15 protein-coding genes are annotated in these 15,258 nt (G+C 46.8%); 12 read left to right on the top strand and 3 right to left on the bottom strand.

The window, feature by feature from the left end; translation table 11 throughout:
• Positions 1-30: 30 nt before the first annotated feature.
• The gene (locus tag M1L66_RS14760; protein ID WP_434693748.1) at positions 31-345 is read right to left on the bottom strand and encodes a hypothetical protein; all 315 of its coding nucleotides are present in this window, start codon (positions 343-345) and stop codon (positions 31-33) included.
• A 148-nt stretch (positions 346-493) separates the two neighbouring features.
• Between M1L66_RS14760 and M1L66_RS14765 the strand changes: the two genes are divergently transcribed.
• From M1L66_RS14765 to M1L66_RS14810, 10 genes are all read left to right on the top strand, one after another.
• Positions 494-2,263 carry a sensor histidine kinase gene (locus tag M1L66_RS14765; RefSeq protein ID WP_434693750.1) on the top strand — a complete coding sequence of 590 codons (1,770 nt, stop codon included), beginning with the start codon at positions 494-496 and terminating at the stop codon, positions 2,261-2,263.
• On the top strand, positions 2,238-3,947 hold the full coding sequence (locus M1L66_RS14770; protein ID WP_434693752.1) for a response regulator: 1,710 nt from the start codon (positions 2,238-2,240) through the stop codon (positions 3,945-3,947). Before M1L66_RS14765 ends, M1L66_RS14770 begins: the two co-directional genes overlap by 26 nt.
• A 144-nt stretch (positions 3,948-4,091) precedes the next feature.
• A complete protein-coding gene (locus tag M1L66_RS14775; RefSeq protein WP_187020667.1) occupies positions 4,092-5,825 on the top strand; it encodes an extracellular solute-binding protein in 1,734 nt (577 codons plus the stop codon).
• 68 nt (positions 5,826-5,893) lie between these two features.
• A complete protein-coding gene (locus M1L66_RS14780; protein WP_187020665.1) occupies positions 5,894-6,793 on the top strand; it encodes an ABC transporter permease in 900 nt (299 codons plus the stop codon).
• Positions 6,794-6,807: 14 nt separating this feature from the next.
• A complete protein-coding gene (locus M1L66_RS14785) occupies positions 6,808-7,686 on the top strand; it encodes a carbohydrate ABC transporter permease (protein ID WP_187020664.1) in 879 nt (292 codons plus the stop codon).
• Positions 7,687-7,717: 31 nt separating this feature from the next.
• Positions 7,718-9,136, top strand: a complete 1,419-nt coding sequence (locus M1L66_RS14790) for a family 43 glycosylhydrolase (RefSeq protein WP_434693756.1) — start codon at positions 7,718-7,720, stop codon at positions 9,134-9,136.
• A gap of 13 nt (positions 9,137-9,149) precedes the next feature.
• A complete protein-coding gene (locus tag M1L66_RS14795) occupies positions 9,150-10,694 on the top strand; it encodes a glycoside hydrolase family 43 protein (protein ID WP_434693759.1) in 1,545 nt (514 codons plus the stop codon).
• Positions 10,695-10,703: 9 nt separating this feature from the next.
• Entirely contained in the window at positions 10,704-10,937 is a 234-nt protein-coding gene (locus M1L66_RS14800) for an alpha-L-arabinofuranosidase C-terminal domain-containing protein (RefSeq protein ID WP_434693762.1), read from the top strand.
• A 71-nt stretch (positions 10,938-11,008) separates the two neighbouring features.
• A complete protein-coding gene (locus tag M1L66_RS14805) occupies positions 11,009-11,920 on the top strand; it encodes a helix-turn-helix transcriptional regulator (protein WP_187020659.1) in 912 nt (303 codons plus the stop codon).
• Between the two features lie 55 nt (positions 11,921-11,975).
• The gene (locus tag M1L66_RS14810) at positions 11,976-12,239 is read left to right on the top strand and encodes a DUF3795 domain-containing protein (RefSeq protein ID WP_187021346.1); all 264 of its coding nucleotides are present in this window, start codon (positions 11,976-11,978) and stop codon (positions 12,237-12,239) included.
• Positions 12,240-12,361: 122 nt separating this feature from the next.
• Here M1L66_RS14810 and M1L66_RS14815 read toward each other — a convergent pair whose 3' ends face one another.
• Positions 12,362-13,504, bottom strand: coding sequence for an anti sigma factor C-terminal domain-containing protein (locus tag M1L66_RS14815; protein WP_434693765.1), 1,143 nt, complete (start codon positions 13,502-13,504; stop codon positions 12,362-12,364).
• Between the two features lie 83 nt (positions 13,505-13,587).
• Here M1L66_RS14815 and M1L66_RS14820 point away from each other — a divergent pair, with 83 nt between their 5' ends.
• Positions 13,588-13,875: a hypothetical protein gene (locus M1L66_RS14820; protein WP_434693768.1), complete on the top strand. Its 288-nt coding sequence runs from the start codon at positions 13,588-13,590 to the stop codon at positions 13,873-13,875.
• A 268-nt stretch (positions 13,876-14,143) separates the two neighbouring features.
• Here the strand turns inward: M1L66_RS14820 and M1L66_RS14825 are convergent, their stop codons facing one another.
• Complete coding sequence (locus tag M1L66_RS14825; RefSeq protein WP_434693770.1) at positions 14,144-14,515, bottom strand: winged helix-turn-helix transcriptional regulator; 372 nt, start codon at positions 14,513-14,515, stop codon at positions 14,144-14,146.
• A gap of 199 nt (positions 14,516-14,714) precedes the next feature.
• Between M1L66_RS14825 and M1L66_RS14830 the strand changes: the two genes are divergently transcribed.
• Positions 14,715-15,233, top strand: a complete 519-nt coding sequence (locus M1L66_RS14830) for a nitroreductase family protein (RefSeq protein WP_434693773.1) — start codon at positions 14,715-14,717, stop codon at positions 15,231-15,233.
• Positions 15,234-15,258: the final 25 nt, after the last annotated feature.

The following is a 15,258-nucleotide window of genomic DNA, read 5'->3' on the forward strand; positions in this document are numbered from 1 at the left end:
TCCTGCGATTAGGGTATTTTTATTATGCTCTTAAAATAATTGATGAAGATCAAGAAGATGGTTTTGCAGCGGTTTTCCGCAGTTCGGGCAGTTTATTTTCCTGAAAATGGACGAAATCGCCGGATAGTTGTCTTCCGTGCCGCTGGAGTATATCGCCTTGGCCTCGGCCATGGGCATAATGATCGGAGTCTGATACAGATGACCGTATTCTCTGCACAGCCAGGAGCTTCGAAAGAACACATGGTAAAAATGTTCCCCGTTTTTAAAGCAGTGCAGCGTTGACCATTGATAATTTTCAATCCTGTTTGGAGGGTGGGTAAATGCCAGTGCAGCAATCTTAAGCATTCGCCGCCAAATAAGCCGTTAAATATAGGATTGTTAAAAACAATCAGACCTGATATGATAAATTCAGTATATCACTGCATAACCATTGATACAGCGTAACATGTCATACAGTGTATTATGCAACACGTCATATTTTGGAGGGGGAAGTATGCTGTCATTCGTTCGCAGATTCAATATCAGCCTGTTTAAGAAAATAATCACGCTCTTTTTAATCGTTCTGGCGCCTATTTTTATTCTGGGCATCTATATCCGCAACTGGGGGGCCAATACCGTGCGGGAAGAATTGTCAAAGTCATCAACGGCCCAAATAGAATTCTATTTAAACCAGCTTGAGGATGAAATCGAACGGCTCAAGATACTGCAGTATACGTGCCTCAACGACGAGCATCTTAACCGCCTTGCAGTTCAGTACAGCATTATGAGTCCGTACGATATTGTCAGCAATATGAGGCAGCTTCAGGCGCGTCTTATGACGATTGTGTACAGCAGCAGCTATGTGGAAAATGTCAGTGCACACATCTTTTCCATTGATAAGACCGTATCGTCAGACCGGGGCGTGGATGAAACAGACCCGAAGGTTTATGAACGGATCAAGGCCGCGGCCGGACTTAAGGGAGCACAGATTATCCGGTATGAGGACGGATTATATCTTACGACGGCCTATCCTTTGGACAATTCGGGCCAGAACAGTAACTATGTGATAGAAGTGAAACTGAAACCGGATGTATTTAAAGAGGATTTAAAGCAGTTTAATATCTATCCGGACAGCGGATCATTTTTAATTGATCTGACGAATTCGAATGAGATTGCCATGGCAAGCACTGGAAGATCCCTGCAGCCCCACGATATATTGAGCGATTTTGCTATATCCGGTAAAAGCGGTACCAATCTGGGTAAAATTGACGATTACCGTTACTACTCGGTGTATGCGAGGTCGGACTATTTAAGCCTGCTGCTGCTGCGATATCTGCCGGAGAATCTGGTGTTCACGCCAATGCAGAATTTTACCAGATGGATATGGATATTTATCCTTGCCTCGATATCGGTAATCATTGTTTTCACGCTGTTTATGCATCGTTTCATCAATAAACCGATCAAAAACCTGGTAGCAGTCTTTCGCCAGGTGGAAAAGGGGAATCTGCAGATCAGTCTGAATCCGGAGGACGTCAGATCCACGGAATTTGCTTATTTATACACCAGATTCAATAAAATGGTTGAGAGCTTAAATATGCTGATCGATCAGGCATATAAGCAGAAAATTCTGACACAGCGCGCAGAACTGAAGCAGCTTCAGGCGCAGATCAAACCTCATTTTCTGTATAACAGTTTCTTTATCATCAATACAATGGCACAAATGGGGGATGAAAATCTGGTAGAGTTCACAAATCATCTGGGGGAGTATTACCGCTATCTTACCAGAAATTCCACGGACATTATTCCTCTTTGCGAGGAGGTGGAGCATGCGCGCACTTATACCAGCATTCAAACCATGCGTTTTTCAAAGAATCTCGAAGTGGATTTCAGTCCATGTCCGGAAGAATTCGAACAATATCCGGTCCCGAGGCTTATCATACAGCCGCTGATCGAAAATGCCTTTGAACATGCGGTCGATAAGAGAATGAAGGACCGGATCATCTCCATATCCTTTGAGATATGTCAGGACAGGCTGCATATTATTGTCGAAGACAACGGCAAAAGCCTGATGGATGAAACACTGGCAGAACTGCAAAACCGATTGGCAGTCCAATCGGATGATGCGGAAGTGACTGCATTGCTGAATATTAACAGACGTTTACAGTTACAGTACGATGAAGCCAGCGGCGTGCTGCTTAAACGCAGCTCATTGGGAGGACTGCGGGCAGAGCTTGTATTGGGAGTAAGGAGGGGGGAGTATGTACCGGCTGCTAATTGCAGATGATGAGGAAATTATTGTAAATGGGCTATATGACATTTTCTCCAATCTGGAGAATTTAGAACTGGATGTGTATAAAGCGTATTCGGGTGAGGAGGCAATCCAGTGGCTGGGGCGGACCAGGATTGATATTGCTCTGACCGACATCAATATGCCGGAGGTCGATGGCCTGCAGCTTCTGGATGAGATCAAGAAACGCTGGTCCTGGTGCCGCGTGATTTTCCTGACGGGACACAGTGAATTTAACTATGCGTATAAGGCGATTCAATACAGTAATGTGAGATACTTATTAAAGACGGAGGGATATGACAAGATTATAAAGACCGTGGAAAGCGTTGTTCAGGAGCTGAAAGATGAGAATCAAACGAATGAGATGATTCAAAACGCCAAAGATCAGATTAATCTTGCTCAGGATTTGTTTTGCCAGAAGTATTTTTATGCATTGCTTAACAGTGACCATTCTTTAAAAATCAATACGGAAGAATTCGAACGGCTCTTTATCCATTTGAAAGCAGACGAACCGGTGATGCTGGTTTTGGGAGAAATACTGACGCTGCCCAAGTCGATTGATTTCTGGGAAAAAAATCAGATCATGTATTCGATCAAACAACTGCTTGTCAGATATTTTTCCATGCACGTTGACAGTCTTGCTGTCCCGCTGAAAGATGATAGGATTGCTGTTTTTGTCCAGCCGCGAAAGACACAGCCATTTTCGGATCGTGATGACGGCAGTATGAGCGTTTTCCTGAAGGGAACGCTTGAGATCGTTCAGTCGGCCTGTCGGGAGAAGCTGGATGCCCCAGTGAATTTTGCGTTGGCAGAAAGGCCATGCGGGTGGAAGGAGATTGCAGAAAAGTATGTTTCTCTGATGGACTTACTTAGCCACCATATCAGTCATGATGTGGAAACCATTCTCGACGAAAGGGATTTTCGGAAGCAGAGGCAGAACTTCGTTCCGGTTCAGGATGCAAAAGCTGACCATGCGGCGGCTGAGCTGCAGGGGTTATTATTCCGCAAAGACTTAAGCGATTTATATCACTCCATTGAAACCGGGGAAGAGCAGGACTATTTTGAGTCCTTAAAAAAATGGCTGGTGCCCCTCGGCGAAATACAGGATAAAAATGATGGTATTGCATTGGAGGCATACCAGACGATTATCACCTTCTTTCTTTCCTGTATGAACCGTTCCCAGCTTGCATCTCAGTTTTCCGAATTTTACAATATAAATAAACTGCAGGACAGCGAAAGCTATGGCACCTGGAAGGAGGCGGCCGATCATCTTCTGGAATTATTTCATAAGCTTTTTGATTTACAGAAAGAAGAGCAGTGCAAGCGTACACATGAGATCATAGCATTTGTGCAGCAGTATATTGAAGGCCATTTGTCGGAAGATTTATCCCTGACGAGCCTGTCTGAAAAAACATATTTAAATTCCTCCTATCTTTCTCGGCTCTATCATCAGACGACCGGCCATAAGCTTTCCAGCTTTATAGAGAATGCGCGGATAAAAAGGGCGAAGGAATTACTTGAAAATCCGTATGAAAAGATTTACGAAATTGCAAGAAAGGTTGGCTATGATACCGCCGCCTCCTTTACACGCCTGTTTAAAAAAGCGGAAGGTATGTCGCCCCAGGAATACCGGGATACGTTTCATTCTGCCAAGAGACATGAAAGTAAAAAGCAGATGTAAAAATATGCAAAGATATGTAAAGACGTGGAAAAAATATAGTAAAGATATGTTAAGAAAATCAAAAGTTGATTGTAGAATATGACTAAAAATACAGGTATAATAAAAATACAAATTGGTGATAAATCATAAAACAAGGAGGGCTATATGAGGAAACGTATTTTTAGTACCGGCATATCTGCTATATTGATCGGCAGTATGCTGCTGACTGCCTGCGGGGGTAATAATACAGGCGGTTCGTCATCTTCTGCAGATGCAACAGGTGAAAACAGTACTTCTGCCGTGGAAGCGAATGCTGCCGCTGAGGACGGAGATCCATTTGGAAAATATGATCCGCCTGTGAAAATGACATTTGCACGTACGGTAGATAATGATCTGAACGACAACATCCTGCCAAAAACTCCGGGGGAGACCATTGACAAGAACCGGTGGCTGGATTTGTATTCAGAGGAATTGGGCATTGATATCAGTTACGCCTGGACGGTAAGAGGCGGTCTTAACGATGATGCCTATACACAGAAGTTAAATGTTACGATAGCCTCCGGCGATCTGCCGGACGTTCTGATTGTAAACCGTACGCAATTGAAGCAGCTGGCAGAGTCAGACATGATTGCAGATATGACGGAGTATTACGATAAATATGCCAGCGATTTAACGAGGGAGGTTTATGATTCGGAAGGACCGGGAATCCTTCAGTCGGCAACCTTCGACGGCCGATTAATGGCTGTGCCTTACGCTGATGCATCGGTAGAGAGTACCCATTATCTATGGCTTCGGCAGGACTGGCTGGATAAGCTGAATCTGGAACCGCCAAAGACTATGCAGGATTTACTCAGTATTTCAGAAGCCTTTGCTAAACAGGACCCCGATGGAAATGGCGTAGATGACACGTATTCACTGGCAATTACGAAAACTCTGTACAGCGGCGCCATGGGCGTAGAAGGGTTTTTCGCAGGATACCATTCGTATCCTAACATGTGGGTGAAGACGGATGACGGAAAGCTGGCCTGGGGCAGCGTGCTGCCGGAAACAAAGGATGCCTTAAAGGCGCTGGCCGATATGTATGCGGCCGGGCAGATAGATCCGGAATTCGGAATTAAGGATGGCGCAAAGGTGGCAGAGATGATCGCGGCCGGAAAGCTTGGTATTGATTTTGGAGAGCAGTGGAATCCGATGTATCCGCTGATCAGCAACTATCAGAATGATCCGGAAGCGGATTGGGTTGGTTATCCGATCGTATCCGCGGATGACACATTGCCGAAGGTTCCGCAGAAATTCCGTACCCAGTGGTACTATGCGGTACGCAAAGACTATCCGAATCCGGAAGCTGTTGTCAAATTAGTAAATATGCACCTTGAAAAAAACTGGGGCGAGGATAATGATTTTAATCATTATTATATGCCGGTAGAAAATGGGGCGGTTGGCGTATGGAAGTTCTCACCGGTTGCGCCGGCTCCGACGAATAAGAATCTTGAGGCATTTAATGAAATTGAAAAAGCACGAAAGCTTGGTGATATGAGTATTTTAGTGGGCGAACCTGCCGTAATTCAGAGTAATTTGGAGGCATGGAAGGCTGGAGATACGACTCAGTGGGGCTGGGATAAGATATATGGAGAAAACGGAGTCTTCCACGCGCTGAACAGTTATATCGAGAACGGCCAGGTAATGAGAGAAGAATTTGTTGGCGCGCCTACACCGACAATGGTAGAAAAACAGGCATCTTTAAAAACAATGGAACTGGAAATGTTTGTCAGGATCATCATGGGCGACGCTCCAATTGATGAGTTTGATAAGTTCGTTGAAAACTGGAACGCTCTTGGAGGAGCTGAGATGACAGAAGAGGTTAACGAATGGTATCAGTCCGTTAAAAATCAGGAATGAGGTTGCGAGAGGAAGGGTTTCATAAAAACCTTTCCTCTCATTTTTTAAAAGGAAAGAGAGGAGCATTTATGAAGCGCAGAAAAATGCGGGAACTGCCATTACACCTGATGATACTCCCCAGTGTAATTATGCTGATCTGTTTCAGCTATTTGCCGATGGCAGGAATTGTTATCGCCTTCCAGAAGTTTATTCCGGCCAAAGGCCTGTTTGGCGATCAAAAATGGATTGGATTTGAAAATTTCAGTTATTTGTTTAAGCTGCCGAATTTTACCAGCGTACTATGGAATACGCTGTCTATCGCTGTTATGAAGATTATTTTCGGACTGGTGATTCCGATCATAGTTGCCATACTGATCAATGAAGTAAAACACAACACATTAAAAAAAGGCATTCAGACGGCCATTTACCTGCCTCATTTCCTGTCCTGGGTGGTGCTTGGCGGTATTTTTATCGACATACTCGCTCCGGGAGACGGCCTGGTCAACCAGGTGATCAAAGCCTTCGGAGGGCAGCCGGTCTTCTTTCTGGGAGATAACAAATGGTTTCCGTTTACATTGATTGTAACGGAGACCTGGAAATCATTCGGGTATGGGACGATCGTGTACCTGGCGGCTATTACCGGCATTGATTTAAGCTTATATGAGGCGGCTCAGGTGGACGGTGCAAACCGCTGGCAGCAGATATGGCATATTACCCTCCCCGGTATGCGTATGGTGATTGTCCTGCTGATGGTATTAAGCCTTGGAAATGTGTTGAATGCCGGATTTGACCAGGTATTTAACATGTATAGCCCGCCTGTGTATGCAAGCGGAGATATTATAGATACGTTTGTGTACCGTATCGGTATGCTGGAGGCACAGTTTGGAGTGGCTACGGCAGTGGGCCTGTTTAAATCGGTCATTTCACTGACGCTCATTTCAGTTTCTTACTGGTTTGCCTATAAGTTTGCAGACTATCAGTTATTTTAAGGAGGGAGCGGAATATGAAAACTCGAAAAAAATTTAAATGGTTTCCTGTATTGAATACAGCCTTTCTGCTCTTACTAGCGCTGATCTGTGTGATTCCGCTGATTCATGTTGCAGCCGTATCCTTTAGTTCCAGCGCAGCCGCTTCAGCGGGAAGTGTCTCACTGTGGCCAAAGGAATTTACCCTGAACTCCTACTCCTTTGTGGCAAAGCGTCCTGCTTTTTGGCGCTCCATGAAGGTTTCGGTTATACGAATTATCATGGGTGGGGGCCTTAGCATATTACTCACGATTACGGCGGCTTATCCGCTGTCTCAGCCGAAAGGAAGCTTCCGGTTCAGGACTGTTTATGCATGGTTCTTCTTTGTCACAATGATTTTTAATGCCGGCTTAATTCCGTGGTATATGGTAATCAGGCAATTCGGTCTTTTGGACAGCATCTGGGCCCTGATTCTTCCCAGCGCCGTACCTGTATTCAGTGTGATTCTTCTGCTTAATTTCTTCCGTGAGGTTCCCAGAGAGCTTGCAGAGGCCGCCTTTATCGACGGAGCAGGCCATTGGCGGACTCTGTGGACCATCTATGTGCCTCTGTCAAAACCGGCGCTGGCCACGCTCTTACTGTTTTCCCTGGTGGCAAACTGGAACAGCTGGTTTGATGGCCTGATTCTGATGAACAATCCGGATAACTATCCGCTGCAGACATACATACAGACGATTGCGGTTCAGCGTTCTTTCAGCATGATGACGAGAGAAGAGATACAGCAGATGGCGACGATTTCGGACCGCACGCTGCGTTCTGCACAGATATTTTTAGGCTCCCTGCCGATTGTTGCGGTATATCCTTTCCTGCAGAAATATTTTGTAAAAGGCATCGTGCTGGGAGGCGTAAAGGGCTGAGTATGCCCGGAAAGGGAGGGTAATTACCAAAATGAAAAAACAGGCGTTTAACCCCTATCTGCCGTCATGGGAATATATTCCCGACGGCGAGCCCCATGTATTTGATAACCGCGTTTATGTGTACGGATCCCATGACCGTTTCAACGGCTTTGCGTATTGTTTGAATGATTATGTGTGTTATTCCGCGCCGGTGGATGATTTAAGCGATTGGAAGTATGAGGGCGTTATCTATGAAAAGACGGCTGATCCGCTAAACGCAGACGGCCATATGTGTCTCTATGCGCCGGACGTTGTTAAAGGAGCAGATGGCAGATACTATCTATATTATGTACTCGATAAAGTTCCGGTTGTATCGGTGGCTGTCAGTGAGACACCCGCTGGAAAATACCGTTTCTATGGATATGTACACGATTCAGACGGGAGACGTCTGGGGGAACGGGACAGCGATCAGCCTCAATTTGATCCGGCAGTCATGATGGAGGACGGCAGCGTCTGTCTCTATACGGGATTTTGCGGCCCCGGCGATCAATCACGGAAAGGCGCCATGGCGACCGTGCTTGGACCGGATATGGTGACCATAACGGAGGAACCGGTCATCATAGTTCCCGGAAACTGTTACAGTGCCGGAACTGATTTTGAGGGACACGAGTTCTTTGAGGGGCCTTCGATCAGAAAGAGTGGAGATACGTATTATTTTGTCTATTCTTCGAGTAAAATGCATGAATTGTGTTATGCGGTCAGCCGGTATCCAACGAAAGAATATGTGTATGGCGGAGTGATTGTCAGCAATTGCGATGGTAACATCACGCACCAGAAACCGGCCGGCCTTCGTACGTATGTACCGGGCAACAATCACGGCGGGCTGGCAGAAATAAAGGATCAGTGGTATATCTTTTACCACAGGCATACAAACGGAACTAATTTCAGCAGACAGGGCTGCGCTGAGCCGATTCAGATCGGGGAAGATGGTTCCATAGAGCAGGTCGAGATGACCTCATGCGGTTTAAATGGAGGCCCACTGGCCGGGAAGGGAGAGTATCCGGCGTATATTGCCTGTAATCTATTTTCTAAAACAATGGATAACGACCACTTGCTCCACCATGCAGGCTGGATCGACGGAAAATATGCCAGAATCACACAGGATGGACGGGATGGCGATGAAGAGACTGGATACATCGCCAATATGCAGGATTCCACAATCGCAGGATTCAAGTATTTTGACTGCAGCGGTATTACGAGGATTTCGCTGAAAACAAGAGGCTATGGCAGCGGTTATTTTGAAGTGAAAACCAGATGGGATGGGGAGTGCCTGGGTACGATTCCGGCAGGCTATTCCAACGTATGGGTGGAAAATTCTGCTGAGATTACGATTCCGGATGGTGTCCATGCGCTGTATTTTGAATTCAAAGGCGAAGGCGGGATCAGTGTGGCTTCCTTCTCTTTAGAGTAACAGGGGGCAGCCGATGAAAGAGACCAGAGAAATGCGCCTGTGGTGGACGGATATACCCGATCCTGATGTGGTCCGGGCTTGTGATGCGTATTACATGACGAGCACGACGATGCATTTTACGCCGGGCTGTCCTGTTATGAGATCGCGGGACCTGATTCATTGGGAAATTGTTAATTACGTGTATGATGTTTTGGAAAACAGCGATGAGATGTCTTTAAGGAATGGAAAACACGACTATGGGAGAGGGTCCTGGGCAAGCTGTATCAGACATGACGGCCATACCTGGTATGTTGTGTTTACGGCATATAATTCCGATAAAACGTATATTTTTCAGACCCGGAGCATCGAAGACGGGCCATGGGAGAGATACACGCTTCCCGGCATTTACCACGATATGTCCCTGCTGTTTGATGATGATGGCAGAGTCTATATGGTATACGGCAGCGGGACTATCCGTGTGATGGAATTAACCTCTGATGCGAAGGGGGTTAAAGCAGATGGCATGAATCAGGTGATTATTCCGAGTGCCGATGTGGGAGGAACAGGCGGCCTTCCTGCCGAAGGAGCGCATATTTATAAACGGAATGGCATGTATTATATTTTTCTGATTGTGTGGCCTCCTGCGGACCGGTCTTCCGGAAGGAGGATGGAGCTGTGCTACCGCTCAGACAGAATTGACGGCGTGTATGAGGGAAGAGTGGTTCTGGACAGCGATATGGGATTTCATAACAGAGGAGTTGCACAGGGCGGAATCTTTGAAACGGGAGATGGTAAATGGTATGCACTGCTGTTTCAGGATCACGGTTCGGCAGGCAGGATACCGGTGCTTGTTCCGGTATCCTGGGAGGACGGCTGGCCGGTGTTTGGAGACTATGGACGGCTGCCTGATATAAACACAGTAAATTCTAGGGATTTTTGCAGGATTGATGTTGTGCAGTCGGATGGTTTTGATGATCAGACAGCGCTGGGGCTGTGGTGGCAGTGGAATCATAATTGTGATGACCGCTTCTGGTCGCTGAGTGAAAGGCCGGGATGGCTTAAATTAATAAACGGTACGATTTGCGATAACCTGTCCAATGCGCACAACACATTGACACAGAGGACCTTTGGGCCTGTCTGTTCCGGCCGTGTGGTGCTTGATACATCGGAGATGAAGGCGGGAGATTTCGCTGGCCTTGGCGCTTTCCAGGATCAGTATGGATACGTAGGCGTCATGAAGACGGAGGCTTCGGCTAAGGTGATCATGGCGATGGCGGAGCCGGAACCGTTTGAACCTTCCAGGATGCACTATGAGACCGGAAAGCCGGAGGTGATTGTGGAAAGCACAGCGCTGCAGCAGAGCAAAATATATCTCCGTGTTGACTTTGATTTTTGGGATATGGCGGATACCGCAGAGTTTTATTACAGCCTGGACTGCAGCAACTGGAACCGGATTGGCAGCCAGTTAAAGATGTCCTACCGGCTGACCCATTTTGTGGGGTATCGATTTGCGCTGTTTAGCTATGCGACGAAGGTAACCGGCGGTTCCGCTTATTTTGACTGCTTTGAGGTGTTCTGACTTTTTGCAGTGAATAAAGAGTTAGAGGAGGATGCAGAAATTGAGTGCGATTTGCGCCAGTTTGAGGGATACCAGGTAAAAGAACATCTCGTGCTGACACATGATGATCTGAAGGCGGAGAACACGGAACTTGCGCCTGATACAGTAAAACCGGTGCATTCGGCTGCTTCCAGAGTGGAAAATGGTATATTTACTTCGGTGTTGGGCAGACATAGCTGGAACGTAGTGTGGCTGGAAAAATAAATGGAATAAATAAAAAACATGACTATGTAATGTCATGTTTCCCGTGATACAATGTCACTGGGTGATAAAATATGAAGATCGAACGCTTAATTGGAATTATTACAATCCTGCTGCAGCAGGACAAAGTGACCGCTCCGGAGCTGGCGGCGCGTTTTGAGGTTTCGAGAAGAACCATCAACAGGGATATTGAAGCGATCTGTAAAGCCGGGATTCCCCTGATCACGATTCAGGGATTCGACGGAGGCATCTCCATCTCAGACGGCTATAAGATAGACAAGACGCTCTTTACGCAGGAAGAACTGCAGACCATTTTAACCGGTTTAAAAGGAATTGACAGCGTATCCCCAGGCGCATACCTGAGTGGAATTATGGAAAAGCTGTCGAGCAGGGAACGGCAGATTGTCGTTGACGATACCATGGTGATTGACCTTGCGTCCCATTACCACGACGCTTTGACACACAAAATCGGCCTGATTAAAAAAGCAGTCCGGTGCAGGCGTATGATCTCTTTCCAGTACTACAGTGAAAATGGGGAAAGCCAGCGCAGAATTGAGGCATACCGGCTGATTTTCAAGTGGTCATCGTGGTACGTTTTTGGATTCTGTTACAGCAGAAACGATTACCGTCTCTTTAAGCTGAACCGCCTATGGGACTTGTCCGTCCTGGAGGAACACTTTGTTCCGCGCGAGATTCCGGAGAAACGGCTGGATTTTGATGCTTACTTTTCCTCTCATACGATTCGCTTGAAGGCGATATTTACAGAAACGGAAAGACACCGCCTGATTGACGAATACGGCAGGGACAGCTACGTGCCTTGTGAGAGCGGGGGACTGCTGTTTGAATGGGATTTTGCGGGCTATCAGAACATGCGGCAGTGGATTCTCAGTTTTGGCGATCAGGTGCACGTGTTGGAACCGGAAGAACTGAGGGCGGATATCCGACGGCAGTCTGAAAATATTTTGCAGAGATATCAGGAGACATGACCCATAGCTGTCATGTTCCCTCTGCTATAATGGAAATCAAAAAGGAGTTTTTATGATGATTGAATCCAGATGCGGTATCCTGTGCAGTTCGTGCGGTTATAAGGAGGAAATGGGGTGTAAAGGCTGTGTACATATTGATAAGCCATTTTGGGGTGAGGGATGTCCGGTCAAAACCTGCTGCGAGACCCGGGAGCATGAGCATTGCGGCCAGTGCGGGGATTTTCCCTGTGAGCTGCTGAAGCAGTTTGCATATGATGAAGCGCAGGGAGACGGCGGCAGGCGGATTGAACAGTGCAGGTGCTGGAACCAGGGAAGGTAAATGTTACATTCATGAAAGAAAATAGATGCAGACGTAAGATCGGACAAGCCTGTCCTCTTAATCTTACGCCTGCATTTTATTATTACTCTGACAATTATTACTTAGAAATTGATTGTGATATGTTACCGTGAAAGCGCGGACAATTTCGCGTCTTCCACATACACACCATCCACCTTTTCCTGCTCTGCAAAGGAGATCACCTGACTTACATTTCCCTGAATCATAACGCCGAAAATCTGAATGCCATGATCCTTCACATAGGAAGCCAGTTCTTCGTAATATTCCTGGCTGATCCCGTTTACATCGGCCATGGCTGTTAAAAACTGCGGCCTGTCAGACATATACTGCAGCATGGAAGTGAAATGCTGTTCCCAGATTTCTTCCAGTGCTTCTCCGCCGTTCAGTTCTCTGGCCGTCGTTGGCCTCAGATATGGATACGTTTCTTCCGGATAGACGCCTGCTTCTGAGAATACACCTGTTCCAGCGGGATCAAATCCGGCGACGTTCATGTTATACCCTGGTTCGCTGCACGTTACGGCTGCATAGGTGATATCCAGATTGCGCTGATCGGCCACCCACTGACGGTACAGACTGCTGAAGGCCTCCAGGGACATGGGGGCGTCAAATGTGATATAGGCGGCGGCCCAGGAGTAGGAAGGAAGCTCTTCCAGCTGCTCTAGCTGGCTGTCGATTTCCTCCTGCGGCTGCAGATACACATCGTTTCCATCCTCATCCGTAGTGCAGAAGGTTTCTAATTTGCGGCCAAATGCATTCATAGGAGGAAAATGCCAGTACGTCTCCAGTACAGATCCTGTCCGGTTTAAAATATTGGAATAGTAACCGGTCAGGGAAGATTCGCTGCCCGCCATTTTCCCCCGTACGATTCTGCCGGAAAATGTTTCTTCGCGACCGTGGAAGAGATTGCTCTGGCGTATCTCCACATGATAGCTGCCCGGAAAGCCGGGGACCGCCTTGGCCCAATTCGTCGTATAGCCAGGAGAGTGCAGCTCGGTAAATACCGCCGCATCAATAAAAAACTGACCGTCTCCGCCATACGTTTCCTGATAACCGCGGTTAGGATTATAGAAAATACAGCTGCATATGGGACCAGAGAGCAGAATCAGGACAGCCGCTGCCAGAAAAGAAATCAAAATGCTTTTCAGCAATTTCCGGTTCACCGTCTTTTTAATTCCCCTGATCTCATTTACATCACTTTCAGTCATGAGTTCCTGAAGTCCCGGGCAGCTGTCATCGATCTGCGCCAAGTGTATTCTTCCAGAAGCTCGAATTTCTCAAGCTCCTCCTCTACCGGGAGATCTGCGAAGAAAACGCACAGGAGCCAAAGGCCATGTATATGCATACGAGAGAACGTATTTATCCGGGGATAGCGGCCTTTGATGCACTGACTGTCAACGGAGAATCGAGAGAGCAGGCTGCGGATTTCATCGAGGATTATTATGCATGGAGAAGCCGGCGCATGGCGGATATGCTTCATAGGCTGATGAAGATACCCGGATGCTGCAGGCTCGTTCCAAAGTTTTTCAAATCCATCACCCGTTCGAATTTCGGTCCGAAGGCAGGCTTTCAGGCGGGAGGGACCTGCTGTGATTTTAAGATTACAGTAAAAAATATGTGATTTTCAGGGGTTTGAGTTCCTGCAGCTTTTCCAGCTCGCCCTTCGCCTTATGTTTGCACTTTCAACTGCGCCCTCCACGGCATGTCCGGCTCCGGAGATGCCAGTGAGATAGAAAAAGTTATATCCAAGCTTTGTTTTATCTAAACGGTGGGTCTGCTTTATAACATCCTCGGCTTTATACCCTTTGTTCATAAAATCAAGGGCTTTGTAATCTATAAAGAGGTGCCTCTAAAAGTGGAGTATAAGCTGACAGAATTGGGGGAAAGCTTCATTCAGTCTGCATTTCTGTATTGACAGCCGCGGAAAAGGGGGCCTTGCTGCCGGATTTGTTCAAATAATCGGATCCCCAGCTGCACATAGCCTCCAGAACCGGTAAAATCGTTTTCCCAAAAGGAGTGAGCCGATACTCCACCTTTGGAGGAATAACAGGATAGACGGTGCGGCTTAACAAACCGTCCGTTTCCAGCTCGCGCAGCTGCTGGGTCAGCATTTTCGGTGTCGCCTGTGGAATCAGGCGGTGAAGCTCGCTGAATCGGAGGGCGCCTTCCACCAGATGAAAGAGTATCAGGGCCTTATATTTTCCTCCGATCAACTCAAGCGTGGCCTCAACTGGACAATGGTAAGTGCTGGGACATCTCATAAGAAAGCTCCTTTCTATCGATTCCTTTTATACGGATAGACAGTATCTTTTTAGATACTACATATCCTAAAAGTGCATACTTGTTTAAAGGAAAATCAGTGTTATAATTATAGCTGAAGTTGATGGAAACATCAACCCACTGCATGCAGCTATATCAAATAGGTCATTTAGAAGATGAAAGGAAAGGAGCGTTTTACATATGAATTTTTTAGACAACGCGAAGAAACGGTATTCGGTACGGAGTTATAAATCTCAGAAGGTGGAACAGGAAAAACTGGATTTGATTCTGGAGGCGGCTCACGTTGCACCGACAGCGGCGAACCTGCAGCCTGTGCGGCTGCTTGTCGTACAGGAAAAGGAGGGCCTGGCGAAAATCGAAAAGGCTGCCAACATATACAATGCACCTTTGGCTGTTATCGTGTGCGCCGACCACAGTACAGCGTGGACCCGTCCGTTTGATAAGAAGCAGACTGGAGATATCGATGCCTCTATTCTCACCGATCACATGATGCTGCAGGCTTCAGAATTAGGACTGGGAACTGTCTGGGTATGCTATTTTAAGCCGGATATTCTTTCACAGGAATTCAACCTTCCTGAGAACCTGGAACCGGTCAATATCCTTGTGATTGGATATGCTGATGAAGAACCGGCAGATCCGGACAGACATGGGAAGACACGGATTCCGTTGGATACGCTGGTTGCATACGAGAAAATTTAGTTACTAACTTTATAAAGAATAGTAT

The sequence above is a fragment of the Hungatella sp. SB206 genome (assembly GCF_051132295.1).
GTDB classification, from domain to species: Bacteria; Bacillota; Clostridia; order Lachnospirales; family Lachnospiraceae; genus Hungatella; species Hungatella effluvii.

Coding starts and splice junctions, on each gene's coding strand:
- M1L66_RS14780 (WP_187020665.1), top strand. CDS start 5,894: ATGAAGCGCAGAAAAATGCGGGAACTGCCATTACACCTGATGATACTC.
- M1L66_RS14760 (WP_434693748.1), bottom strand. CDS start 345: ATGCTTAAGATTGCTGCACTGGCATTTACCCACCCTCCAAACAGGATT.
- M1L66_RS14775 (WP_187020667.1), top strand. CDS start 4,092: ATGAGGAAACGTATTTTTAGTACCGGCATATCTGCTATATTGATCGGC.
- M1L66_RS14805 (WP_187020659.1), top strand. CDS start 11,009: ATGAAGATCGAACGCTTAATTGGAATTATTACAATCCTGCTGCAGCAG.
- M1L66_RS14830 (WP_434693773.1), top strand. CDS start 14,715: ATGAATTTTTTAGACAACGCGAAGAAACGGTATTCGGTACGGAGTTAT.
- M1L66_RS14790 (WP_434693756.1), top strand. CDS start 7,718: ATGAAAAAACAGGCGTTTAACCCCTATCTGCCGTCATGGGAATATATT.
- M1L66_RS14770 (WP_434693752.1), top strand. CDS start 2,238: ATGTACCGGCTGCTAATTGCAGATGATGAGGAAATTATTGTAAATGGG.
- M1L66_RS14820 (WP_434693768.1), top strand. CDS start 13,588: ATGTATATGCATACGAGAGAACGTATTTATCCGGGGATAGCGGCCTTT.
- M1L66_RS14765 (WP_434693750.1), top strand. CDS start 494: ATGCTGTCATTCGTTCGCAGATTCAATATCAGCCTGTTTAAGAAAATA.
- M1L66_RS14825 (WP_434693770.1), bottom strand. CDS start 14,515: ATGAGATGTCCCAGCACTTACCATTGTCCAGTTGAGGCCACGCTTGAG.
- M1L66_RS14810 (WP_187021346.1), top strand. CDS start 11,976: ATGATTGAATCCAGATGCGGTATCCTGTGCAGTTCGTGCGGTTATAAG.
- M1L66_RS14795 (WP_434693759.1), top strand. CDS start 9,150: ATGAAAGAGACCAGAGAAATGCGCCTGTGGTGGACGGATATACCCGAT.
- M1L66_RS14785 (WP_187020664.1), top strand. CDS start 6,808: ATGAAAACTCGAAAAAAATTTAAATGGTTTCCTGTATTGAATACAGCC.